Origin of the sequence: Nostoc sp. (assembly GCF_036917395.1) — a bacterium.
In the GTDB taxonomy this organism is placed as follows: domain Bacteria; phylum Cyanobacteriota; class Cyanobacteriia; order Cyanobacteriales; family Nostocaceae; genus Nostoc.
On sequence record NZ_JBALDI010000029.1, the window covers coordinates 303,627 to 327,756 of the forward strand.

Consider the following 24,130-nt stretch of genomic DNA (forward strand, 5'->3'; position numbering starts at 1 on the left):
ATTCTGTGGGTGAGGCTACACGTAGCTAAAAGTAGGAATACACCAAGGTTTCTAAGCAGCAAGTAAATTGCTACATTAATAGAGAAGCTCAGATTAATTAGCTTTTCACCTAAAGTCAGAAAATTAACTTCTGCGCCTGCAACATCTACCCAATTCAGGCTACCGTCGCAACGCCGTGATTAGTGAACTATTAGAAAAACTTCGTGTCCCCTTTGCCAAAGTTCAGGATTCCCGTAAAACTTCCAAGAACAAAAGCTGGTTGCAAATTATTTTGGTTACCAGTGTAGGAGTTACCGCCTTTATATGGGGAGTTCGGGAACTGAAATGGTTGCAGTCTTGGGAGTTAATAGTTTATGATCAAATGTTGCGATCGCGTCCGACAGAAGCACCTGATCGGCGGATTTTGCTGGTAAAAATCACTGACGAGGATCTCAAAATAGAGAAATGGACTCTCTCAGATCGTACCATAAATCAGCTGTTAAATAAAATTGAGTCTTATCAACCGCGAATTGTTGGTTTATATCTTTTCCAACCAGAAGACAACAATTTGGCAGCTAAGGAGCAAAATCAAGATAATATCATCAGCACCTGTTTGTTCAGCAGCTTGGGTAGAGATGAAATACCACCACCACCCAATTTTCCTATAGATAATGTTGGGTTTAGTGATGTAGTTGCTGACAATGAAAACGACCAAATTCTCCGCCGCAGTTTGTTATTTGCTAACTCTACAGACAAGAAATGTACAACATCATTTGCATTTGGGGCGCAAATAGCAATTAATTATCTGGAAAAACAAGGCATTGAATACCAATTTACAAATAAAGGAGAATTTCAGTTAGGTAAAACCCTCTTCCCGCGTTTACAAGCTAATTCTGGTGGCTACCAACATCTGGATGCAAATGGCTATCAAATATTATTAAATTACCATCACCCCAACAGCCTTGCCAACCAAGTAACCCTTACACAAGTCCTCAGTGGCCAAGTCAACCCCAATTTAGTCAAAGACCGTCTTGTAATTATTGGCACCACAGCAGCTAATTTTTCTTCAGGTAGCTTTTATACACCTTACAGCGCTTTGCCAGATCAACCAGCCAGAATGCCTGCTCTGTTTATTCATGCACAAATAGCAAGTCAACTCATTAGTACAGTGTTGGATGGGCGACCTCTAATTTGGTATTGGCCAGACTGGGCAGAACTTATTTGGATGTGGGGCTGGTCACTCTTAGGTGGAATTATCGCATGGCGGTGGCAAAATCCGTTGCTGTTGCTAGTGGTGGACGGGACAACTCTACTTAGCTTAATAGTAATCTGCGTTGCTTTGTTTTTTCAAGCTGGATGGGTGCCATTAATACCTTCTGCTCTTGCCTTAATAATTAGTAGTATCTGTGTGATTGCTTATACTAGCTACCAAAATCAGCGGCAAACTCAGGTGATTATTCTGCAAGTTGAAAAACAACAAGAAGCGATCGCCCAATTAAATGTACTCTTAGAAGATAAAACAGTAGCTCCCGACTCCTATGTTGACTTTCCTCCCCCAATTGATTCACCAAAAATAAAATCTGGTGATTTACTTTTGAGTGGACGCTACAAAATCTCTCAAGTTCTTGGTGCAGGTGGATTTGGTCGCACTTATTTAGCAGAGGATACTCAACGACCAGGTAATCCTACTTGTGTAGTGAAAAAGTTAATGCCAGCCCGTCAAGATACACGATTTTTGGAGATTGCTCGCAGGTTGTTTAATAGTGAAGCTGAAATATTAGAATCTTTGGGTAAACATGATCAGATTCCCGAACTACTTGCTTATTTTGAAGATGATCACGAATTCTATTTAATTCAACAATATATCGAGGGACATACCCTAAGTGAAGAATTACCACCTGTGCAGAATGTGCAGAACGAATCATTTGTGATGGAGATGCTCAAACAAGTTTTAGAAGTTTTAGAATTTGTTCACCAGCATCGAGTGATTCATCGTGATCTCAAACCGACTAATATTATTAGATGCGCTCAAGATAATCGGCTGGTGTTGATTGACTTTGGTGCTGTCAAATTGATGCAACCGCCAAATAGTGAGCAAACCGAATTAGCGACAGTGGCCATTGGGACGCGGGGTTATGCACCTCCAGAACAATTTGCCGGTCATCCCCGCTTATGCAGTGACATTTACGCTTTAGGAATGATTGGCATTCAAGCGATAACTGGGATACCACCGCAAGAACTTCATCCAGATTTAGAAACGGGGAATGTGATGTGGCGGCAAACAGCGCCAGTCAGCGAAGAACTAGCGGCAATTTTAGATAAGATGGTTTGTTATCATTTTAGCGATCGCTATCAATCAGCCGCCGCAGTTTTACAAGATTTAAAACGTTTTTCAATTAATTGAATTCAGGATTCGGGGAGATTTTTTTACGCGATAATTTTTATTAGGAAATAAGATGCGTTTCCCTTGAGCCTCATCGCTCTCTCACCTTGCTGATAATACTTGCGTTTATTAAGATCAAGTGTCAATAACTCAGCAACTAACTCAACTGAATTTATTTTCAGTGTTTACTCTCGCGATATTCTCCTGGAGATTGTCTATTTTGTCGTTTGAATGCCTTACTAAACGCTGCTTCCGATTGGTAGCCTACCTGCTCGGCGATCGTTGAGCGATGCCGACCGGGAGAAAATCGCATCCGACAACTGAGACCATCTGTGCGTCGGCGTTCGGCGCATAGCGGCGCTATGATCTGAAACGAAAGACTGCATTCTGAAGGAACCTGTGCAATGAGCGATCTCAAGCTTAAAATTGGCTGCTCTAACTACGACCACACGCGTGCGTTGTTCGATGGCACCGTAAAGATCGATGGCGTCGATGCCAGCTTCGAGAGCGCCCGCATTGTCTCGGACATTTTCGAGCGCATGGTGCGGCAGCGCGCGTTTGACGTCTCGGAACTGGGATTGACGTTCTATCTACGCACCCTCGACCTCGATGATCCGCCATTCATCGCGCTTCCGGTGTTTCCAAATCGTAATTTCCGACATTCGGCGATCTTCATCAACACATCGAGTGGCATCGAAAAGCCGGAAGACCTCGCAGGCAAGACCATCGGCGAATTCGGGATTTACGGCCACGATGCGGGCGTGTGGCCAAAGGGGATTCTCTCGGACGAGTACGGCGTGACGCCGGATCAGTGCCGCTGGATCATCGGTGCCTCTGATTGGTACATGCCACCATTTGATTTCATCCCGCAACAGCATCCTGCGAACGTCGACGTAATGCCGGTGCCAGAAGGCAAAGCGTTGGGGCCGATGCTCGAAGCTGGAGAGATCGACGCGTTCATCTCGGCCGTTGCGCCGCAGTGCGTGCTGAATAACTCACCGCAAGTCGCGCGACTGTTTCCCGACTACGAGTCGGTCGAACGCGCCTACTACCGACGTACCGGCATCTTCCCGATCATGCATACGATCATAGTTCGCAAAGAGCTTCTCACGCAGCATCCGGCTCTCATAAAGGCCATATACCGAGGCTTTTGCGACGCGAAAGACGTTGCGATGGAGCAGTATCAAAAAGGCTTAATGGAGCAACACGGGAACCTTATGATACCGTGGTTTACTCCACTCTTCGACGAAAACCGCCGCCTGTTCCCTGATGATTGGTGGCCATACGGCGTCGAAGCGAATCGCAAGACGATCGACACTTTCTTGCGCTATTTCTTTGAACAAGGTCTCTCGAAGCGGCGGCTGACGTGCGAGGACATCTTCGTGCCTGAGCTACTCGGAACGTAACGCCGGCTGCTTGTCAAAGAACCTAACTTTTCACGGTATGTAGAAAAGGTTATTTTGAGGGTTTCCCAAGCCCTGATTTTTCCGTTAGCTATTTTCATTAACTAAAAGCTATTGAGAATTAGACTGTGGAAAAAGCCACGCTTTTTCGGGGCTTGAGGACTTACCGTGAAAAGTCAGGTCAAAGAACATGGTATTGTAACAGTTGCTCTAAGAGTGTTCCAATAAATAAATGAATGATCCAAAGTCTGTCATTGCGAGTGCAACGCAGTGGAGCGTACCACTTCGTGGAAACAAGCTACGCGCAGCGTCTCCAAGAGTTGCAATCACAAAGACGAAGAGATTGCTTCATTCCGCTTTGCTACATTCGCAATCACAATTGGGCATTTTTTTACTTGGATTACTCTAAAGAAGAATTACATTCTTATTCTCCCCTCTATGAAGCTCAAACCAAAAATTACGATTGCTGACCATTTTTTGGGAATAGAAGACCTACGAATTGACCGCACTAAACGACACAATTTAATTGATATCATGACGATTGCTATCGTAAGAGTGATTTGTGGCAGAACTAGCGCTCCCTTGCTTATTGCTCCCTGCTCAAGAGCCTCTTCGGTGAAAAATCAAAGTTTTATAATGGTATTTTTACACTGATGAATTAGAGGAGACTGTGACCACTACACTACACTGGCAAGAGCGGGTTGGTAATCAAAGGGATTGGGTTTGGCGGGGCTGGCAAACTCGCTATACTTACATTCGCCCTGCCCAAAATACCCACAAGACAACACCTCTGATTCTGTTACATGGCTTTGGCGCTTCCATTGGTCATTGGCGACATAATTTAGAGGTGTTGGGTGAGCATCACACAGTTTACGCCATTGATCTGCTGGGTTTTGGCGCTTCTGAAAAAGCCGCAGCTAATTACAGCATCGAACTCTGGGTAGAGCAGGTTTACGACTTTTGGAAAACATTTATCCGTCAACCAGCAATTTTGGTGGGCAATTCCAACGGTTCACTAATTTCCATGGCCGCCGCGGCCACCCACCCCGATATGGTGTTGGGTATGGTGATGATGAGTTTACCCGACCCTTCACTAGAGCAAGAAGCAATTCCGCCTGTGCTGCAACCAGTCGTCAGAGCAATTAAAAATATTGTCGCTTCGCCGTTGATTCTAAAACCTGTGTTTAACTTCGTGCGTCGTCCAGGGGTGCTGCGTCGCTGGGCAGGTCTTGCCTACACTAAACCAGAGGCGATTACCGATGAACTCATAGAAATTTTAGCAGGGCCTCCCCAAGACAAAGGTTCAGCGAGGGCTTTTAGTGCTTTATTCAAAGCTGCCATTGGAATTAACTTTAGTCCCAGTGTCAAGGCAGTGTTACCAACCTTAACAATTCCGATGCTATTAATTTGGGGACAAAAGGATCGGTTTGTTCCCCCAGCCCTAGCCAACCAATTCGCGCAGTACAACAAAAAATTGGAAGTGCTGAATTTACCAGACGTAGGTCATTGTCCCCATGATGAATGTCCAGAAAAAGTCAACCAAGCTATTTTAGATTGGATTGAGAGATGGGTTGGCGATCGCCAACCGTTGCTTACTCCCTAAATATTATGCAATGGGAGCGATCGCGCCAGCCAGTATTTTTGCCACTATTGAATTTTCAATTGCTTGACATCTAGCCAATCGTGGCTTGGTTAGTGTCAACATCTGTAGCGCCATTCACAGAATTAGCTACAGAAATCATCTTGTTGAGAATTTCTTGACTGGGAACTTTACCTTTCAATACTACAGTGCTACCTGTCTGAGCAACCCAAAGGGTATCAACATCATCGAGTTGGGGGTCTTGATCAAATGCCAACGCTACCCGCTTTGCCAAGCCACTTTGGTCGTATTCGCCGCTTAATCCCAGACGTTCTGGGGGGATTGATTGCGTATCAGTAGAAGCAACACTACTACTAGAATCTGCCGCTATTGACTGCGGAGTAGGATTTACTTCGGCATTTTGAGGTTTTTCCATTCCAAATAATCTTTGTAACCAACCCATAAAAACTTTTCTCCTATTAGAGGCTTATCAAACCTGAGTATAAAAGCTTTTCAAAAATACCGCATCTACCAATCAAAAGAGATGCATTAAATGAAATTCCTCCTTGTACAATGATTTCTGCCCAATTTCTCTCTAGAGAATGCAATGAGTGCAGCTATTGAGTTTACAATAAAAGGTCACACTGACAATTAGTGCAGTAGTACGTCACCGTAGAAAAAAACATACATTTTACAAAATGTCAAGAGTTTAAAACTCAAGGAATTTTGAATGAGTGAATGAGTGAATTCTGCCAAACGGTACTAGTGTTACATTACTCAAATCCTGTTCTAGCCTCTGCTGGCGAAGATGAAACATACTCTTTCAGTTCTCGTAGAAGATGAGGCGGGTGTTCTTTCCCGCATTTCTAGTTTATTCGCCCGTCGCGGCTTTAATATTGAAAGCCTTGCTGTTGGCCCTGCTGAACAAGGAGGAGTCTCCCGAATTACGATGGTTATACCTGGTGACGATCGCATTATCGAGCAACTCACCAAGCAACTATACAAGTTAGTCAATGTGCTTAAGGTACAGGATATTACCGAAACTCCTTGCGTAGAGCGGGAATTGATGCTCTTAAAGGTGAATGCTACTAGCAGCAATCGCTCAGAAGTGATCGAACTGTCTCAGATTTTCCGGGCGCGAGTCGTGGATGTGGCGGAAGATTCTCTCACCCTAGAAGTTGTGGGAGATCCAGGTAAAATGGTAGCGATCGTGCAGGTGTTGCAAAAATTTGGTTTGAGAGAAATCGCCCGCACTGGTAAAATTGCTCTAACTCGTGAGTCGGGTGTGAATACCGAGTTACTCAAGTCTTTGGAAGCAAAAGTTTAGTTGGGAACTTAAGCTGATCCAATGTGGGCTGACTTTTAGTTTAGCGATCGCCAATCATAATTTGCAAAAATACGCCCAGACAAGAACTGCTCAAGTTGCAACATTCAAAGCTAGTTATCCTGAACCTGACAAGTTTATTTGGGAGGCATTTCAAGAATATTTTCAGCGCCTTGTATGCTTCCTTTTGACTAAGATTGTATCTCATCAATGACAGTAGGAATTGAACGCGCTCCCCAGATAATCTTTTCAGCATCTCCCGAAATCGATAAATGATTTAACTGGCGATCCATTTTCCTCAGTCACTCTTTGCTGAAACTGAGGAAATGGCTGAGTGGAAATAAAATTTTTGGAATCACTTGCCCTGTAAGAGTTGTGTATTCCTGATACTGCTCCCCAAATTTAAAAAAATGCAAATTGTAAACGCGACAGTTTAAAACAAAGTTAGAGAAAGAGTAGGTTAACTTATACAAGCCGATGCATTAACAATGTAAGCCGATGCATTAACAATGCAAGCCAACGCATTAACAATGTAAGCCAACGCATTAACAATGTAAGCCAACGCATTAACAATGTAAGCCGATACATTAACAAGGTGACTGACGCATTCACAATGCAAGCCGATGCATTCACAATACAAGCTAACGCATTAACAATGCAAGCCGATGCATTAACAAGGCGGCCGATGCATTAACAATGCAAGCCGATGCATTAACTTAACTTTGTCTGTAGTGCGATCACCTTCTATTTTGCCAACAAGGGATGACGGCTTGGCTGCTTTTTTGGGTAAAATGTTTGCAGGTTACAATAATAAATAACTACAACTCTCTTGCCGACAACAGTGTATGAAGTTCAATGTAACACTTGATCGTGATCAAGATGGGGTTTGGATTGTCGAGTGCCCCAGTATTCCTGGTTGTGTTAGTCGAGGTCAAACAAGAGAAGAAGCCCTGGATAAATATCAAGGACGCGTAGACGCGCAGCGGCTTGTTGCCAGACATCGCAGCTTGTCTTCAAGTTCGTGCAGAACTTGGTTTGCCGCTCACTGTAGAGACTCATCAAGTAGAAGTTACAGCGTAATCATGACTAATATCGAAATGGTTTCGTAAGATGTAAGAATAATTGGTACGGGATGCAGCCGATGATAGCGATCCACTAACCAAAACAGTCAGCCGAAATAAGCGATCGCAACTCCTAATACCATTTCACTTTAATAATGATACAAAGACGTTGGTAAGGGCATGGCATTGCCATGCCCCTACAAGAAATCTATCTGTATCAGGGTTTTCGTGAATTGGTATAAGAGGGAAAAAGAGAAGAATTAATATAAACGCAAAGGAAGGCAAAAGAAAGTGCAAAGGAGCGCAGAGAAACCCCTCTGTGTACCTCTGCGTTTAACCTCTGCGTTCCTATGCGTTTAAAAAATAATTTATCCAAGTTGCTCGATCATTCGTCGCTAATCAGTAAAACAATTTTACCTGTCACAGAACCGCTTTCAAGTAATTGGTGGACTTTAGCCGCTTCTTTCAAAGGAAACTTGTGACTAACGTGGATTTTTAACTTGCCTTCATCGATCCAGGTGGCACATTGTTCGAGAATTTCTGCATGATGCTGGAGACTCTCTTCCAATCCTAGCAACGCTGGTGCCAACATAAATTCTAAACCAATGCGGAGGTTGCGAGTTCTAGCAGTTTTCCAAACAGTATTGGCATCTGGTTCGAGAATCGTCACAATATCGCCATACACTCGCACTGCGGGGAAAGTTTTGTGAAAGGTTTCACCGCCTACGGTATCAAAAGCCAAGTCTACGCCTTCGCCGCCAGTCCAATCTAATACAGCTTGCACAAAGTCTGTTTGTTTATAGAAGATTACATGATCAGCACCGAGTTGTTTGACGAAATTAGCCTTTTCCTCAGAACTGACTGTGGTGGAAACACTAACACCTTTGAGTTTCGCCAATTGAATTGCTACATGACCGACACCACCAGCACCCGCATGAATCAAAACTTTTTCCCCAGGTTCCAATCGTCCCCGTTCGTATAAAGCTTCCCAGGCGGTGATTAACACCAAAGGCGCTGCTGCTGCTTCGGCAAAGGAGATAGACGCGGGTTTACGTGCCACAAACCGCTCATCCACAACGGTATATTCAGCATAATTGCCTTGGTGTGCGCCCAAGCCGCCATAGCAAAAATATACCTCATTGCCTGGGCGAAAACGCTGAACATTAGCACCCACTGCTTCGACTACACCTGCACCATCACATCCTAAAATTGTCGGCAAGCGATCGGGGTAGAAAGTGCCTCGGCTACGAAGTTTAGTGTCAATGGGGTTAATGCCAGCCGCCACCAAACGCACTAAAAGTTCAGCATTTCCTACAGGAACAGCAGGGTTTGCCACTTCCTCTACTTGCAGAACTTCCGGACTGCCAGCTGCTGTCATCAAGACTGCTTTCACAACTCTTTCCTCCTGGCTTTAAATGTACGTTCATTTGCAACTTTAGCGCAAGAGGGTAGACTATACTCCAGGTTTGATCATTAGCAAATTCTTGCAAGGGGATTAAAAACAGCCATTATCATAAATAAGGCATTGCTATAGAAAGCTGACTTTGTTGTCGAATTGCTTAGAATCTCTGAAAATCTTTGAAATAAGCAATACGCCAACAAAATCAACAGCTACAAAAACGTTTATCTCGGCTCTAAGCTTCGATGGGGTTAAATTTGACCCCTCTCATATGTCTTACGGCGCACTTGTGTACTTTAGAAAACCATTAATGTTTTCGATACCATTTAAAACTAGAGAAGTATTATTTGCTATACCACTTCTTCTCTTACAAGTAGCTTTTAGTAAGTTTCCATTGGAACCATTGAAACCAATGTTATCACAACTCAGCTGATAATTACTAACTTTACGAGGGTTAGTCACTTTAAGGGTGCCATCAATGTTTTCAATCCCTAATAAAACTAATGAGCTTTGATTGAATGACCCATTAATTCTGCTGCAATTAGCCATTAATATATTACCAGAAATTGTAATATTGTTACAACTTTGCTGAAAAGTGCTAGGCGCAGCATTGGCTGGGTTATTAATGTCAACAAAACTAGTGGAAACTAAAACACCAATTACACCAATTAACTTTTGTAGATTTTGTTTCATGATTTTTGTTCCATTTTTCACGACTTTGTTCCACATTTACTAGGAAATTCAATTTCCTAATACTGACTTTATTGTCTAATATTTTACTTTAATCACAAAAAATTGCTTCTTAATCAATCTTCATATATTTCTATTTGATGTAAATACTGAATAAAATTATACTAAATAGTACAAATTAAATGTTTTTTTGTGCTTGTTTTTATAGATAATTTTAAGTAGGGGCTTGAAATAAGGATGAAGTGTGCCTTGTACTTACGCATTAATGAAGCAATTACAGCGCGTGTTGTAGATTTTTGGTTAGCAAACCAGTATTTGAATTCAATTATGTCAAGTTGTTATCTCCATATCTAGGTCCTTATCCTTAAAAATTGCACAAATATATTAATTTTTTCTAACCTTGCAATAATCTGTAGGTTATTGCACTAATAATTGCAGCAGTAGGCAAAGTTATAATCCACGATAGTAGTATCTGATAAAAAACACGCATATTGTTTTTTTTGCCAATCAACCCCACGCCCAAAATAGAAGCAACTGAAACATGTGTGGTGGAAACTGGAAGCCCAAACCGACTAGCTGCAATGACTAGAATTCCAGTTACTATATTTGCTGATAAGCCTTGAGTATGATTCATTGAGGTAATTTTTTCACTCATGGTTACTGCAACTTTTTGGGAGTTGAGTAAACCGCCAAGTGCCATTGCGATCGCTATCGTGATCATTCCTCCTTGAATCGAAAAATACTCAATAATTAGAATGAGTGAGAAAATCTTGGGAGTATTATTTAATCCTCTAGTAAAACTGACAACTCCAGCACTGATAAAATGGCAATTATCAACCATTTTCTGGTTAACCGGTAGGTTCCATTTAGAATTAATATAGCCAGATAAGCTGTAAATTACTGCTCCCAAGGGAATAGCAATAATTGGACTGAATAATAGAGGCAAAATAAAGGAAGTTCCCAAAGCTGCAAAATTAACTTTGAGTCCGATCGCAACTAATCCAGCGCCAACAAGGGCACCTATTAAACTGTGAGTTGTAGAAATGGGAAACCCCATAAGGGTGGCAATCAGCACAGTTAAACCAGCAGCGATCGCTACTGCTATATGAAACTCTGGGGCGTTAGCGATCGCATCAGGCACTAGTCCTTTTCCAGAGAAGTTTTTAATTAGTGTACTTGCCAACAAAGTCGCAGTTCCTGCACCAGCCAAAGTTGTAAAAGTTGCCCACAAAATTGCTGTTTGATAGCTGCTAGTTCGGCTACCAAACAGCGTCGCTACCCCTTTAAAGTTATCATTTGCACCATTGGAATATGCTAAAAAAAGCGTGGCGATAAATAGACTAATTAACAACATTTTTGGGTTTATAAATTAATAGCAACCACCACTGCTATAGTGTCAGTGCGCCTGATAAACACAGGACAAGGGGGATAAGGAAGAATTATTGAAGAAGTCTTTCGCTTGTCTTTTCCCAATCCCCAGTCCCAAATTCAATCACGCAATGTGTAGCCGACACCACTGACAGTTTGAATGAGGCACTTTTCGTTGTTGGCCTCAAGTTTCAGACGCAGGTATCGCATGTGAAGTTCGATGATGTTAGCATCGCCCATGAAGTCGTAACTCCAGACTTCCTCTAAAATGCGATCGCAGGTAATTACCTGTCGCGGATGGACCAGTAAATATTCTAGTAAATCAAATTCCTTAACAGTTAACTCAATTAACCGCTGATCTCGGTACACTTGGCGCGTGCGACGATTTAAACTTAGGTCTTCAAATTCTAAAACATCTGCTTTGTCTGCTTGGTAGCTTCTTCGCAGGTGAGCGCCAACTCTGGCTAATAATTCATCAACACCGAAGGGTTTAACGAGGTAATCATCAGCACCAGCGTCTAAACCTGCAATGCGATCGCTCACTTCATCTTTGACGGTTAATAAGATTATCGGCACTTGATCACCAATATTTCGTAGGCGGCGGCAAATTTCCAACCCCGACAAACCCGGCAACATCGAGTCTAAAATTACTAAATCTAGATGTAACTCACGCGCTGCGGTGAGTGCAGTTAATCCATCGTAGGCGACGCTAACTTGATAACCTTCATAACTTAGCTCCAATTCGACAAATCGTGCCAGTTTGACTTCATCTTCAACCAGTAAGATGTGCGTCATGATCGTGTTAATGATTTCAGCAGGGTACGGTAAGCAATAATACGGTCTGGAAACACTTTAGTGAGGTGCCAGCTACTTAATAGCCAAACATCTAAATTAGGTGTACTTAGCTTAGTATAAATCTGAGTAAGTAACAACCGTATGTCTGCAATTCCCGATGGCTGCTTGATCAAAGAACGATCCAACTGGCTATTAGCAATAGGCTGTGACATCTTCACCGCATTCATCGGCAAGATAACAGAGCGCTTTAAAACGTAAACCAACCACTTCTTCGTATAGGGGATTTAATTTACACATCGGAGGAATGTGAAATAGCTTCCGACCAAACATTGTGATGTCTCGCTCAAAGGGACACTGAGCAGGAATAGCTTTGCACAGGAAATGAGCCAATTTTGAGTTATGAATTTTTATCCTTTCCAACCACTCGCGGACTGGGTGCAGTAGATCATTGTGTAACCAGACTTGAATAAAGCTTGTCATAATTGTTCACCTTGATAATTTCAAATTAGATTGAGTTTGTTGTATTTGAACCTCTATAAATATATACGGTTAGGTTCTATAGTTTTATGCAGTGATTGCTCGTTCTTTGGTTCTCTACAGAGATAGAATGAGTCTCTAGGCACACTGTTAATTACACATTCAATTGCTAAAATTCCGGATGATTTATACCGTCCCCAAAAATTTTTGCAACAAATGAATTGGCTGTAGGGACTTACATCTGTACATTGGTGTCAACTTAAGTGCAAACCCTTTTAAAACCTCGTTTCCAGCCAGAGGCTGGAAATGCACTTCAATTGCGGCTCTGCCGCAAGTCTTGAGGCGCAGCCTCACATTAAGCATTCCCAGTCGGAGACTTCTTTTCGAGACAACCAGACAATCTCTAAAAGCTTGTTATAGACAGGCTTTGACGTTAAGTTAACACCCATGACATCTGTACGCCCCTGGCAACGTATTTTTCACAGAATTTTGTGAAATGGTAATGTGCCAAAGGCTAGGCTAGATATTGCCAGACTGCAAAGCTATAACCAACATCTTGGAGGCGCAGCTAAACTTACCCTAAAAAAGCATCAAGCTTCAGGGAAGCTGCGAAAACTAATGACTGATGACTTTTTCAGTAACAAAAAGCTACTTTTTGACCTATGGGCATCAAGTTACGACTGGCTCTTTCCTTCAGTGTTTTATCGAGCCGTTCACAAACGGTTACTGGAGTATGTCGATTTACCAGAGTCAGCAAATATACTTGATATCGGCTGTGGTACTGGACGCTTACTTGAGCGCCTTGCTACTCAGTTTCCCGACCTACAAGGCACCGGATTGGATTTCTCTGCGAATATGTTGCGGGTAGCAAGACAGAGCAACTGCCACCGTCCACGTTTAATTTATATCGAGGGGAAAGCAGAGTCTCTTCCCTTTGCTGATGGCCAATTTGATGCTGTTTTCAGCACTATCAGCTTCTTGCACTATTTGGAACCTAAACAAGTGGTTAGTGAGATAGCACGGGTACTTTCTCCCGGTGGACGCTTTTACTTGGTTGACATTACTTCCAAAAAAGAGACAGAACCTCAATTATTGCCAGTCTCTCCCCGAGGAATTAGACTCTATAGTCCTAATCAACGACAACTTCTTGGCTCCTCTGCTGGGCTATTGTGTTTGAATCACCACTATTTACTAGGGCCTGTTTTACTAACGATTTTTGCTAAACCTCCGTTGGATTGATGGATAACTTTCTTCCCTTAAAAAGGCTTGCTCCAATTCTCTCCTTTTTAAGGAGGGTTAGGGAGGATCAAGCCTTAACTGACCTCGATATTCCATGAACACCACAGGAACTCTGAGCAGCCTTTTAGCTAATTGCGAGAATCTATATTTACCCTTGAGCGTAGACAAGCCTCTTGTCCTGGGAAATTGTGGCAAGTCTTCAAAAGATATTGGCACAAAGTCAAAGCGACTGTAAAACTGCGCCAATCGTTCACCTAAACATTCAAGATAAAGTGATTGTATTGCTGTATTAATCAAATGTTGCGTTAGCAAAGTACCCAAACCGCGACCTCTCCAACCTGATGCAACGACCAAACTACCAAGTTCTTGTGCCCCTGAGAAATTACGAAGCTGTCCACAAGCTACCAGATTGCGTAGGCAATGCCTGCCGTAGGCATCGCATTCAATTACCCAAAATTGCTGCCAATTTAATTGCGTTGGGTCGAGTTTTGCTGAGAATACCAGCAATCGAATCGACCACTGATCCCCAGAGGTTGCCTTGCGAAGGACACATCCAGATGGTAACGATAGATTGCTCTGGTTCATTAATTATACTTTGCTAATTTGTATCACAATCATCACACCATATTATTCACTCAGATCATTTGCCATTTCCTGCCAATTATCAATAAAGCAATTTCAAAAGCATCTTGGACATTAAACCCGTTCCAAGTTCTCCTTTAACGACAGCAAGCGTTCTCAGGTTAACAAATTCTATATTTATGGATTTTTGTCAGCATACCTGAGTAGTACTAAACAATACTTCCGATAGAGGTGAAATCAGCCATAACTAGATTCTAGATAGATGCACTCAAACCTCAAATTTTCTTAAGATAATGCCAAGAATAAATGATTAGGAATGTGATCATGGCTGAAGAACAAAAATCTAATAATCCAGAAACTACGCCTACTGGTTCTGGTGGTTACCAAACCACCCTTGACGAAAGTACCCGCAAAACTGGCGATGCTGAAAAGACTGATGGTAAACCCTCTGCTACACCAGAAGCACCAGAAAACGATTCTGTAGCAGGTAGCCCCAATCAGGGAACTGAGTCACGTTAATTGGTTTGAACTTTGTCTAGTTTCAATAATCTAATTGAGTTTTTTCTAATAACCTGGATTTAGTAAACTTTGAGTGGATAGTTGTGATTTATATCATGACTATCCACTTATTTTGTTGTGTGAAAATTGTTTTTAGGGAGGGTGGAGGCTGGTACCGCAAAGCGTAATTCAAAATTCAAAATTCAAAATTCAAAATTCAAAATTCAAAATTCAAAATTCAAAATTTAAGCAGGTATACAGCGTAAGCGTTTTATTAATTTGGAATGGGTGGTCGTCTTGCAAAGTTCTGATCAGCGGGAACCGCCGCTCAGACTTTGCGCTATTTACGTTGTACTGTACTAGTGTGGTAAGTGGGTAAGTGCAGCCCGTCGTAGGCATCGCTTTCATATTATGGCATTACTTTAGTGCCATATTATATTTTTATGTTTTTATTTTACTCCATATTGAAGAAATGATTTTCCTTGCACTTAGTTATATCTTTGACATTAATATTTCTAAATATAATATCTGAAGTTTGTCAGCACAGCGTTAAGCAGAAATCACCTATCCCTGAAAATCTGCTAAACTTCACGATTCTTAATCATACTAGCTTGCTTGTGTGGCTGACAGAAGTCCCACAATCCAATAGGCTGATCTTAAAGCGGTGATTTTTCACAAAGCTCATCTGCATAAAAAGGTAGGCTTCATTGTCCAGCACTTTTGGATAACCATGTGTAACATGTTACCTATCCTCTATCATAACTTAGTCGTTAATAACTACCTATACAGAAAATGCCCCTTAAAATCGTCCAAAACTTTGATGGCAGTTTCACTCTTGAAGCACAAGCTCAAGAAACTCTATTCAATTTATTGACAAGCGTTGCTTTCTTAAACCAAATTTGTCAACAGTTGCGGTGTGAACAAGTTAAATTTACACAATTACTTTTCCAACCAGTTCCTTACAGCTTAACTACCACTAAAGGAATGCCAGCAGAATTTGAAAAGTATCATGAATCTGATGAGTATGCCATCATCAATGTTCCACCAAATTTCATGTTTAGTGCTAAGATTTTTAAACCCAGTCGCCTTTGTGCAATTTACCAAAAATTGGGTAATGGGTAATTATCAAGATAATTTTTCCCTAATTAGCAATTCTCAATTCTAAAGGCAAATAGTAAGTTTGATATTTGATGTATGGTGGAAACAAATCTTTCTTCTTTGGCAACCCTGGAATACATTCCTTACATTGACGATCGCGGTCAATTACCCGAACAATTTCAGGGTAAAATCGGGGTATATGCTATTTTTGACCAAGAAAAAGTACTCCAATTTGTAGGATACTCCCGTGATGTTTATCTCAGCATCAAGCAGCATTTAGTCCGTCAGCCACAGCAATGCTATTGGGTCAAAGTTCAAACTATTGAACGCCCTAGTCGCACAATTTTAGAAAATATTGAGAATGCTTGGATTGCTGAAAATGGCAGTGTGCCTTGGGGAAATGGGGATCACAAGGAAAAATGGACTCATCCCATTGATGTGAAAGTGATAATGACACCTGAAGAACAGGCAAAATATCTAAATCCAGCTAATGATGAATTAGCACAAATAAAAATTATTAAAAATGTGGCACGGAGAGTAGAAGCAGAAATTTCAACGCAATTGCTAGAAGTGCGTGGTTTGCAAATGCAAATTCGCTTCAATCCTAAATTGAAAGAAGAAGGTTTACTAGATTTGAAATGATGTAGTTTTGGGGAAAACTATCTTAGAAATCTCGCTTGTAATCTTTCATGACAATACAGCTGCTGAACGATCGCTATCAAGTTATCCGTACACTGGGCGCTGGTGGGTTTGGTGAAACCTATCTAGCAGAAGATACCTATATGCCTTCAAAGCGCCGTTGTGTGGTTAAACAGCTAAGACCGATTCACAACAATCCCCAAATTTACCAGATAGTGCAAGAGAGGTTTCAACGGGAAGCAGCTATTTTAGAAGAACTCGGTGGCGCAAATGACCAAATTCCGGCATTGTATGCCTACTTCTCCTCAGGCGGACAATTTTACTTAGTTCAGGAGTGGATTGAAGGCGATACCTTAACTGGAAAAGTCCAGAAGCAGGGGCTATTTAGTGAAGGCGCTGTCCAGAAATTATTCATGAATTTATTACCCGTCCTGGATTACGTTCACTCTAAGCATATCGTTCACCGCGATATTAAACCGGATAACATCATTGTGCGTCATCGGGATGGTAAATCGGTGCTGATTGATTTTGGTGCTGTACGGGAATCAATGGGAACAGTGGTGAATTCTCAAGGCAATCCTACCAGTTCGATTGTGATTGGTACACCAGGCTATATGCCGAGTGAACAAGCCGCAGGTAGACCAGTTTTTTCTAGTGATTTATACAGTTTAGGAATGACGGTAATTTATTTGTTGACTGGTAGACAAGCCCAACAACTAGAAACGGATTCTCAGACGGGTGAAATTGTCTGGCGACAGTATGCTAGTCATCTTAGCCCAATCATCGCAGGAGTAATCGATAAGGCGATCGCTTATCATCCGCGCGATCGCTACCCCACAGCCAGAGCAATGCTGGATACTTTGCAGAGCATAGCAAATCCTATTCCACCGACGCAACCCCTCTTGACTCAACCGACTATAGTCTCTGCACCGCCACCTCAGACAGTGCCTGTCAAACCACAGCCTAACCCTCAAGGTAATAGTCAGAATAATATCCTTATCGGCAGTTTAATCGCAGGTGGGTTAATTGGTGCATCTGTGATTATTAGCCAGGTATTAACAAAATCTTCTCAATCTACAGCAGACAAAACGGTGTTACCTTCACAAACACCGTCAACTGTCACAAGCCCCGTCATAGAAACTCCCAAATTGATCCCAACGACCCCATCTGTTCCTACTCAATCTACACCTACCCCAACTACATCAATACCGCCAGTTGATACCACGGCTATCAACACTTATTTCTGGCTTTCCCAAAGACTTGTAACTGATGCAGATTTGGATGGTAAAAACGGTTTTGAACTAGATATTATGCGAAATTCTATTTTTGCCAGTCACGGTCGCCGTTTTGATACTCTTGAATTACAAGATTACTTTAATAAGCAACCTTGGTATCGTCCTATATATTTACCAAAGGCATTCCCACTTAAATTGCTGTCAAAATTAGAGCAACAGAATGTAGATTATATCAGCAAATATCAAGCTCGTTACGGTTTGAGATATTTTAAGAAATAAGATTTTCATAATTATACCATTTCAGGAAATACCTAATATATATCATGCTGTACGCCCTGAGAACCGATGCATTTTTTGCAAATATTTTTGAGAAATGTTATACTTTCTAAGTATATTTGCTTGGATTTATCAAAGGATTTCTTTGCTACTTATTAGATAAAATATAGGTTAGCTAGTGTAACATATTGGACAGATTATTAAATATTTAATAGTCTAAAATCGCCAAATATTAGAGGCTAATCCTAGTGAAGTCTATATGGAGTCAGAGATAAACTCTGTTCTTCTCCCCCAAAGTCCATCTTTAGATACTAGGCAGTTTCAGAACCAGGCATTTCTATTTAAGATATAAAATTGCTATATCCAAGATAAGCAATCCATAAGTTAAAAAAATGCCATGTTTATATTTTCTTTGTTATTTTGTATTTAACGGGACAGTTCTTCCTGATTTGGTGGGTTTAAATAACAATTAGTTAAACGATTTCCCCCCAAAGATGCATGTAAATTCTTTGCATTGTGCTTACTTTACTTTCCAATTTACAAGCAGAATGCAAATTGACCAGACAGATTACATGGTAATATTCCCAATCGGCAAATAGCTCATCTACACTAGGAAAACCTTGCCTACGACTATGCTTAAAACAAAAAATCGACCTATTTTTCTGCCTGCTTTTATTAACCCTTTAGAAGAAAAGGATAAAACAGTCCGTAAAAAGCAATTTGCTTTACCTAAATTAGATTTACTGCAACCATTACGTCAATCGCTGGACACATTTGAGATTCAGAATCGGAAATTAGCCAGATTTATTGCTAAACTGATTCCCGCCCAGTGTCCATTCGAGCGTGATATCATGCTTTTTGGTCGCACAATAGGCCACATTCCGCCAATGTGCAAACTCAATCCGCTTTATAACGAACTTGTCTACTTACGTTTTCGGGCTTTGTGTTATCTAGTAGATCAGTGTGGAGAGGATATTCAATCCTACTGCTGAACATAACTAGAGAAAATACAATATGGAAATTAAAATTGAGCATCAACCTACACAAAAACGCCTCAATGAATTGGGTGTTTCTAAATGGGAAATTTGGAAAAAGGAAGTTTCCAAATTTCCTTGGACTTATGATTCTCAAGAAACTTGCTACTTTTTGGAAGGTGATGTAGTTGTTACTCGTAATGGTGGACAACCAGTGGAAATGGGGAAAGGCGATTTGGTAATTTTTCCTCCTGACATGTCCTGCATATGGGAAATTACAAGCAACGTGAAAAAACATTATTACTTTGATTAGTCAATAGATAAGAGTGATCCCCTTTATCTACTTGATGATCCCAAAAACCAACGCTTCACAACATCTCATAACTTAATTTAGATTTTTACTATATGGAGGTTCGCAGCGAGTGTTGTAGGATAAAGTGGTAGAATCCGTAAATTGCTTATATCCATATTGCTCGAAACTCGTTGCGACTCCATCCCCTAAACAATATTCCTAGAAATAAATAGTCTCATTTCCTTCAAATTTGGCAGAAAGTTGTTGCCAGGTTAGTGGTTGATAACTAAAAATGTGAAAGCTATTGATCCCCGACAACTTTTAGGAAGTCGGGGATCTGGTGATAGCGATCGCCACCACTCTTAATCTTGGCAGTTCATAATCGTGTTAGTGGGAGTTTAATTACAGAAAATGCTGTGTAGCAAAAAAATGTTTCGCTCCACCGCAATTTTATTGAGGAAAATAATCAAAAATGTTACTGCATTTAAGTACTTGGCAAGAAATCGAAGCTTATTTACAGCAGTCAAAGGGGATAATTTTCCCTATTGGTTCCACAGAACAGCATGGGCCAACCGGGTTAATTGGGACTGATGCTATTTGTGCAGAAGCGATCGCAGCTGGTGTGGGAGATGCAACTGGCGCGATCGTTGGCCCTACAATCAATGTGGGGATGGCACTGCACCATACTTCCTTTCCTGGCACAATCAGCCTGCGCCCCAGCACTTTAATTCTAGTAGTGCGAGATTATGTAACTTGTTTAGTCAAAGCTGGTTTTACCAAGTTCTACTTTATTAACGGACATGGTGGTAATATCGCCACCCTGAAAGCTGCTTTTTCAGAAACTTACGCGCATTTAGAAGATTTGCAGATTAACAATGCTCAACAGGTGCAATGTCAAGTGGCAAACTGGTTTATGTGCGGTTCTGTATATAAGCTAGCTAAAGAATTATATGGGGATCAAGAAGGTTCTCATGCAACGCCAAGTGAAGTAGCCCTTACCCAGTACGTTTATCCAAATGCGATTAAGCAAGCGCCCCTTTCACCAGAAGTTGCAAGCGGACACAGGATTTATAGCGCAGCTGACTTTCGAGTGCGTTATCCAGATGGACGCATGGGATCAAATCCGGCTTTAGCAACGCCTGAACACGGTAAACAACTTTATGACTTGGCGGTGAAAGAACTTAGCAATGGGTATTTAGAATTTGTGAACGCAGAATAAAACTCATGGAAAGACATTGTAGAGATGCGAGTCAAATTGCGTCTCTGCATAAAACAGCAATCCTGAATCAAATGTGCATAAACATGATCCCCGACTTTTTCAAAAAGGTCGGGGATCAGCAATTTGAGATTCTGAACAATTGAAATAAAATTGCTAAATATCTTGAGAATAGTTATTTGATAAGTCGTAAAATGAGGCAATAGATTAATTATTAAGACTGAAAACTGCAACTGAAAAAAACATCGTGATTAACGATTACGAAAATACTTTAACTGATTTAATCAAACTTCTCGAATCATCTCGTCGTGCAGCGGCTCGTTCAGTCAATGTAATCATGACAGCTACTTACTGGGAAATTGGACGACGGATTGTAGAACTTGAGCAGGGTGGAGAGAAACGAGCCGAATATGGAGCAGCAGTCATAAAAAGGCTTTCAGAAGATTTAACAGCCAGATTTGGTAAAGGTTTTTCTCGAAGTAACCTACAGCAAATGCGTAATTTTTACCTGGAATGGCAGATTTGCCAGACACCATCTGGCAAATCTAATTTAGATACTGAAATTTCGCAAACACTGTCTGCGGAATCTAATTTATCTACTTTAGCTCAAGAATTTCCTTTGCCTTCTCGTTGAGCAAGTTAGCGATCGCTTGCTCATACTCTTGCCAAGAAGCACAAATCCATAGTATCTGTCGGTAACTGGGTCTGAGTTTCACTCATTGTCTAACTCTTATGCCAGTAATCTATATCTCTTGTAACTCAAATTTTAAGCTTCTAGCTCAACTCTTTAACCTCTGAAGCCAAATGTTCAAGTTCTGAAGGGGATGTTTGAGCTTCTGAAGTCTAAGTTTCGTGTTCAAAGGGTCAAACTTGCTGTGATGAGGGTGAAGCTTGGAGTTCAGAAGGGGAAGTTTCAGGCTTTTTGCTCCGATGTTCAAGTTCTGAGGTTGAAACTTCGAGTTCTGAGGTTGAAACTTGAGGGTTTGAGGTTGGATGATGGCGATTGGAAGGCGATCGCTCAACCTAAATAAAATTTGTGTAGAAATTTAACGATTTGTTTTACAAAGTTTCAAAAGTAGACTTTTTTGCAAGGTTGAGCTACCGTGTTATGACACTATACTTACAGATATATTTATAGTTCATAAGTACTTATTTATTTAACTTCTGTCAGAAATTGCCTACTCATGAATATCGATCAAGCAAAAGAAAAATTTGATCAAATTTACGTAGAGTTAATGGATGAGAACGTGCCACTTGACACTGAGCAAGATGCACGTTTCCAAGTCATTGATCGTATACTTGTAGAGGTTCTGGGATGGGATAGATCAGGCATTAGAACAGAACCTCATACAGATTCCGGCTATGTTGACTATCTGCTGACTGCTGGAAATCGCAACAGACTTGTTGTAGAAGCAAAACGAACTTCCAGGTTATTAATTGACACTCATCAACCGCGCATGGCTTGGTACAAAGTCAATGGTCCAGCACTTCAGTCTGCAACTGATGGTTTGGAACAAGCAAAACGCTATTGCACAGATACTGCTGTTCTGTTTTCTGCATTAACAACTGGTTTACAGTGGATTGGTTTCTGGGCTGTCCGAACTGATGGAGTGCCACCTAAAGAAGGTAAAGCAGCAGTATTTCCCAGTCTTGAGGCTATTCAGAAAAATTTTGCAGTCTTCTACGATCTCTTTTCACAAGAAGGAGTGTTAGCTAACTTATATCAAGTGCATGTACATCACTCAGAAGGCTTACAGATAAATCATAGTGAAGTTTTGGAGTCAGTTATTGAAATTTCTGAAAGGCGTTTACTCTCAAAATCTGGACTTTTAAGGGATTTAGAGAATATCTACCGAAGTTTCTTCAGTAGCATGTCAGGTGAAGATGATCCTGATATGCTAGCAAAATGCTTTGTGGAATCAAAAGAAAGCCGTGCAGCAGATGAGAGTCTTGAAAAGATAACACGGAATTTGCTCAACCAAATTGACATCGTTAATTCGGACAGAGGAACTGAGCTAGAGGATCAGATTCGCGTATCTGTAGAGTCCCAAAGGGGCGATTTTATTTTAATAATAGGTAACAAAGGTGCAGGAAAGTCTACTTTTGTTGATCGTTTCTTTCGCTTAGTTTTAGACAAGCAGTTACGTGAAAATTGTTTAACTCTTCGTGTTGATCTCGCTAATTCAGATGGTAATCAAGTTACTATTGCCAATTGGTTAACTGACAAACTAAAAATTGAGCTAGAGAAAAATTTATTTAAGGATGGATATCCTACATACGATGAACTTCAGGGAGTTTTCTTTCAAGAATATAGACGATGGAGTAATGGAGAGCATAAGTATTTATATGAAAAAGATAAAATTACATTCAAGCAGAAATTTGGAGAGTGGATGGCTGACATCGCATTGAATCAACCTCAAAAATATGTGAGGAGACTAATCGAAAATGCTGCTCATGCAAGAAGGCTGATGCCATGTATAGTATTTGACAATACCGATCATTTTCCACAAACTTTTCAAGAGTCTGTCTTTCAGTATGCACAATCTATTTATAGAGAATGTTTTTCATTTATTATATGTCCAATAACTGATCGAACAATTTGGCAGCTTTCTAAGTCTGGTCCATTACAATCTTATGAGCATCGAGGCTTCTATCTTCCAGTACCCTCAACTAAAGAAGTTATTGCGAAACGTGTTAATTTTATTAAAGAAAAAGCTAAAGGAAATGCAGAACTTAATGGAAATTATTTTACAGACAAAGGAATTAGGTTGTCAATTCCTAACATAACGGCATTTGCTTTTTCTGTAGAGGATATATTTATAAATGAGGATTATATTAGTCGTATAGTTGGATGGCTTTCTAACTTTGATATTAGAAGGAGTCTCCAAATAGTTCAGAGAGTGATCACCTCTCCTATCATAGATATTGGCGAATTGGTTAAGGCTTATGCTATTGAACAGAGATTTCGTCCCCAACGTATAAATATTAAAAAAGCGCTGTTGTTTGGAGATTATAATCACTTCAATCAACAAGATAGTAGTTTCATCTTAAATCTTTTTGAGGTTAACCCTAATAATATTACAAGTCCACTTATTAGGCTATCAATACTTCGCCTCCTCATGGATGTATATTCTGAACATTCAGATTCGGAGAAAAAATATCTTACGGCTGAAGATATTTTGAATTATTTTGAACCTGCTACTGTAAGTCGTACTATAGTCAAGGATCATCTTAAAGCTCTTCTCGACTACCGTCTCATTGAACCCTATGATCCAACTGATATTCATATTTATGAGTCACAGCGAGTAAAGATAACTCATTGTGGACGTATTCATTATGAATTTGTGATTGATGACAAGGAAGGGGTTTATATGAGTGAAATGGCTTTGATGACTCCTGTTAGTAGTCAACAGTATATTGAAGAAACCAGAAATCTTATAAATACTGCAAAATTAACCTTCCAGGATTGGCGTGCCATTACAAAATCGTTTGTTGAATATTGCCTTCAACAAGATAAAATCTATATCTCTCTTCCACAATCTAATTCTTACCAAAGTCAAAGAATTCTAAGAGAAACTCTTCGTAATACTTGGTTGTAAAATTAAATTTACTCTATCAAATCT

General features: G+C 40.8%; 23 protein-coding genes and 1 pseudogene. 16 read left to right on the forward strand and 8 right to left on the reverse strand.

Annotation, left to right across the window (positions count from 1 at the left end; translation table 11 throughout):
- Positions 1 to 175: 175 nt before the first annotated feature.
- On the forward strand, positions 176 to 2,383 hold the full coding sequence (locus V7K46_RS12255; RefSeq protein ID WP_335113373.1) for a CHASE2 domain-containing protein: 2,208 nt from the start codon (positions 176 to 178) through the stop codon (positions 2,381 to 2,383).
- Positions 2,384 to 2,540: 157 nt separating this feature from the next.
- On the opposite strand, the gene V7K46_RS12260 is transcribed toward V7K46_RS12255, so the two are convergent.
- Complete coding sequence (locus V7K46_RS12260) at positions 2,541 to 2,780, reverse strand: hypothetical protein (RefSeq protein WP_335113375.1); 240 nt, start codon at positions 2,778 to 2,780, stop codon at positions 2,541 to 2,543.
- Between V7K46_RS12260 and V7K46_RS12265 the strand changes: the two genes are divergently transcribed.
- From V7K46_RS12265 to V7K46_RS12275, 3 genes and pseudogenes are all read left to right on the forward strand, one after another.
- Positions 2,767 to 3,768, forward strand: a complete 1,002-nt coding sequence (locus V7K46_RS12265; RefSeq protein ID WP_335113377.1) for a hypothetical protein — start codon at positions 2,767 to 2,769, stop codon at positions 3,766 to 3,768. The two genes, V7K46_RS12260 and V7K46_RS12265, sit on opposite strands and share 14 nt — an antisense overlap.
- A gap of 435 nt (positions 3,769 to 4,203) precedes the next feature.
- Positions 4,204 to 4,341: pseudogene (locus tag V7K46_RS12270) on the forward strand (transposase family protein); the annotation flags it as partial.
- A gap of 94 nt (positions 4,342 to 4,435) precedes the next feature.
- Positions 4,436 to 5,368, forward strand: a complete 933-nt coding sequence (locus V7K46_RS12275; protein ID WP_335113379.1) for an alpha/beta fold hydrolase — start codon at positions 4,436 to 4,438, stop codon at positions 5,366 to 5,368.
- A gap of 70 nt (positions 5,369 to 5,438) precedes the next feature.
- Here the strand turns inward: V7K46_RS12275 and V7K46_RS12280 are convergent, their stop codons facing one another.
- Complete coding sequence (locus V7K46_RS12280) at positions 5,439 to 5,807, reverse strand: BON domain-containing protein (RefSeq protein WP_335113381.1); 369 nt, start codon at positions 5,805 to 5,807, stop codon at positions 5,439 to 5,441.
- Between the two features lie 345 nt (positions 5,808 to 6,152).
- On the opposite strand from V7K46_RS12280, the gene ilvN reads away from it, so the two are divergent.
- A complete protein-coding gene (ilvN, locus tag V7K46_RS12285; RefSeq protein WP_335027396.1) occupies positions 6,153 to 6,671 on the forward strand; it encodes an acetolactate synthase small subunit in 519 nt (172 codons plus the stop codon).
- A gap of 1,443 nt (positions 6,672 to 8,114) precedes the next feature.
- On the opposite strand, the gene V7K46_RS12295 is transcribed toward ilvN, so the two are convergent.
- The 5 genes from V7K46_RS12295 to V7K46_RS12315 form a co-directional block, all read right to left on the reverse strand.
- Positions 8,115 to 9,122 (reverse strand): zinc-dependent alcohol dehydrogenase family protein, encoded by a 1,008-nt coding sequence (locus V7K46_RS12295; protein WP_335113383.1) that lies wholly within the window; start codon positions 9,120 to 9,122, stop codon positions 8,115 to 8,117.
- A 282-nt stretch (positions 9,123 to 9,404) separates the two neighbouring features.
- On the reverse strand, positions 9,405 to 9,842 hold the full coding sequence (locus tag V7K46_RS12300; RefSeq protein ID WP_335113385.1) for a CVNH domain-containing protein: 438 nt from the start codon (positions 9,840 to 9,842) through the stop codon (positions 9,405 to 9,407).
- 370 nt (positions 9,843 to 10,212) lie between these two features.
- Positions 10,213 to 11,172 (reverse strand): inorganic phosphate transporter, encoded by a 960-nt coding sequence (locus V7K46_RS12305; RefSeq protein WP_335113387.1) that lies wholly within the window; start codon positions 11,170 to 11,172, stop codon positions 10,213 to 10,215.
- Between the two features lie 134 nt (positions 11,173 to 11,306).
- Positions 11,307 to 11,981 (reverse strand): response regulator transcription factor, encoded by a 675-nt coding sequence (locus tag V7K46_RS12310; protein WP_335113389.1) that lies wholly within the window; start codon positions 11,979 to 11,981, stop codon positions 11,307 to 11,309.
- Positions 11,982 to 12,173: 192 nt separating this feature from the next.
- Positions 12,174 to 12,461: a Mo-dependent nitrogenase C-terminal domain-containing protein gene (locus tag V7K46_RS12315; RefSeq protein WP_335113391.1), complete on the reverse strand. Its 288-nt coding sequence runs from the start codon at positions 12,459 to 12,461 to the stop codon at positions 12,174 to 12,176.
- 615 nt (positions 12,462 to 13,076) lie between these two features.
- Between V7K46_RS12315 and V7K46_RS12320 the strand changes: the two genes are divergently transcribed.
- Positions 13,077 to 13,697, forward strand: a complete 621-nt coding sequence (locus V7K46_RS12320) for a class I SAM-dependent methyltransferase (protein ID WP_335113444.1) — start codon at positions 13,077 to 13,079, stop codon at positions 13,695 to 13,697.
- 57 nt (positions 13,698 to 13,754) lie between these two features.
- Here V7K46_RS12320 and V7K46_RS12325 read toward each other — a convergent pair whose 3' ends face one another.
- Positions 13,755 to 14,282, reverse strand: a complete 528-nt coding sequence (locus V7K46_RS12325; RefSeq protein WP_335113393.1) for a GNAT family N-acetyltransferase — start codon at positions 14,280 to 14,282, stop codon at positions 13,755 to 13,757.
- 321 nt (positions 14,283 to 14,603) lie between these two features.
- Here V7K46_RS12325 and V7K46_RS12330 point away from each other — a divergent pair, with 321 nt between their 5' ends.
- From V7K46_RS12330 to V7K46_RS12375, 10 genes are all read left to right on the forward strand, one after another.
- Complete coding sequence (locus tag V7K46_RS12330) at positions 14,604 to 14,798, forward strand: hypothetical protein (protein WP_335113396.1); 195 nt, start codon at positions 14,604 to 14,606, stop codon at positions 14,796 to 14,798.
- Between the two features lie 771 nt (positions 14,799 to 15,569).
- Positions 15,570 to 15,899, forward strand: a complete 330-nt coding sequence (locus V7K46_RS12335) for a hypothetical protein (RefSeq protein WP_335113398.1) — start codon at positions 15,570 to 15,572, stop codon at positions 15,897 to 15,899.
- Positions 15,900 to 15,971: 72 nt separating this feature from the next.
- On the forward strand, positions 15,972 to 16,517 hold the full coding sequence (locus tag V7K46_RS12340) for a GIY-YIG nuclease family protein (protein WP_335113400.1): 546 nt from the start codon (positions 15,972 to 15,974) through the stop codon (positions 16,515 to 16,517).
- Between the two features lie 47 nt (positions 16,518 to 16,564).
- Positions 16,565 to 18,028 carry a protein kinase domain-containing protein gene (locus V7K46_RS12345; protein ID WP_335113402.1) on the forward strand — a complete coding sequence of 488 codons (1,464 nt, stop codon included), beginning with the start codon at positions 16,565 to 16,567 and terminating at the stop codon, positions 18,026 to 18,028.
- 629 nt (positions 18,029 to 18,657) lie between these two features.
- On the forward strand, positions 18,658 to 19,017 hold the full coding sequence (locus V7K46_RS12350) for a Mo-dependent nitrogenase C-terminal domain-containing protein (RefSeq protein WP_335113404.1): 360 nt from the start codon (positions 18,658 to 18,660) through the stop codon (positions 19,015 to 19,017).
- A 22-nt stretch (positions 19,018 to 19,039) separates the two neighbouring features.
- Complete coding sequence (locus tag V7K46_RS12355) at positions 19,040 to 19,312, forward strand: cupin domain-containing protein (RefSeq protein ID WP_335113406.1); 273 nt, start codon at positions 19,040 to 19,042, stop codon at positions 19,310 to 19,312.
- Positions 19,313 to 19,763: 451 nt separating this feature from the next.
- The gene (locus V7K46_RS12360; protein ID WP_335113408.1) at positions 19,764 to 20,510 is read left to right on the forward strand and encodes a creatininase family protein; all 747 of its coding nucleotides are present in this window, start codon (positions 19,764 to 19,766) and stop codon (positions 20,508 to 20,510) included.
- Between the two features lie 244 nt (positions 20,511 to 20,754).
- On the forward strand, positions 20,755 to 21,141 hold the full coding sequence (locus tag V7K46_RS12365; protein WP_335113411.1) for a DUF1016 N-terminal domain-containing protein: 387 nt from the start codon (positions 20,755 to 20,757) through the stop codon (positions 21,139 to 21,141).
- Between the two features lie 250 nt (positions 21,142 to 21,391).
- Positions 21,392 to 21,538 (forward strand): hypothetical protein, encoded by a 147-nt coding sequence (locus tag V7K46_RS12370; protein ID WP_335113413.1) that lies wholly within the window; start codon positions 21,392 to 21,394, stop codon positions 21,536 to 21,538.
- A 153-nt stretch (positions 21,539 to 21,691) separates the two neighbouring features.
- Complete coding sequence (locus V7K46_RS12375; RefSeq protein ID WP_335113415.1) at positions 21,692 to 24,106, forward strand: AAA family ATPase; 2,415 nt, start codon at positions 21,692 to 21,694, stop codon at positions 24,104 to 24,106.
- The last annotated feature ends 24 nt before the right edge of the window (positions 24,107 to 24,130 follow it).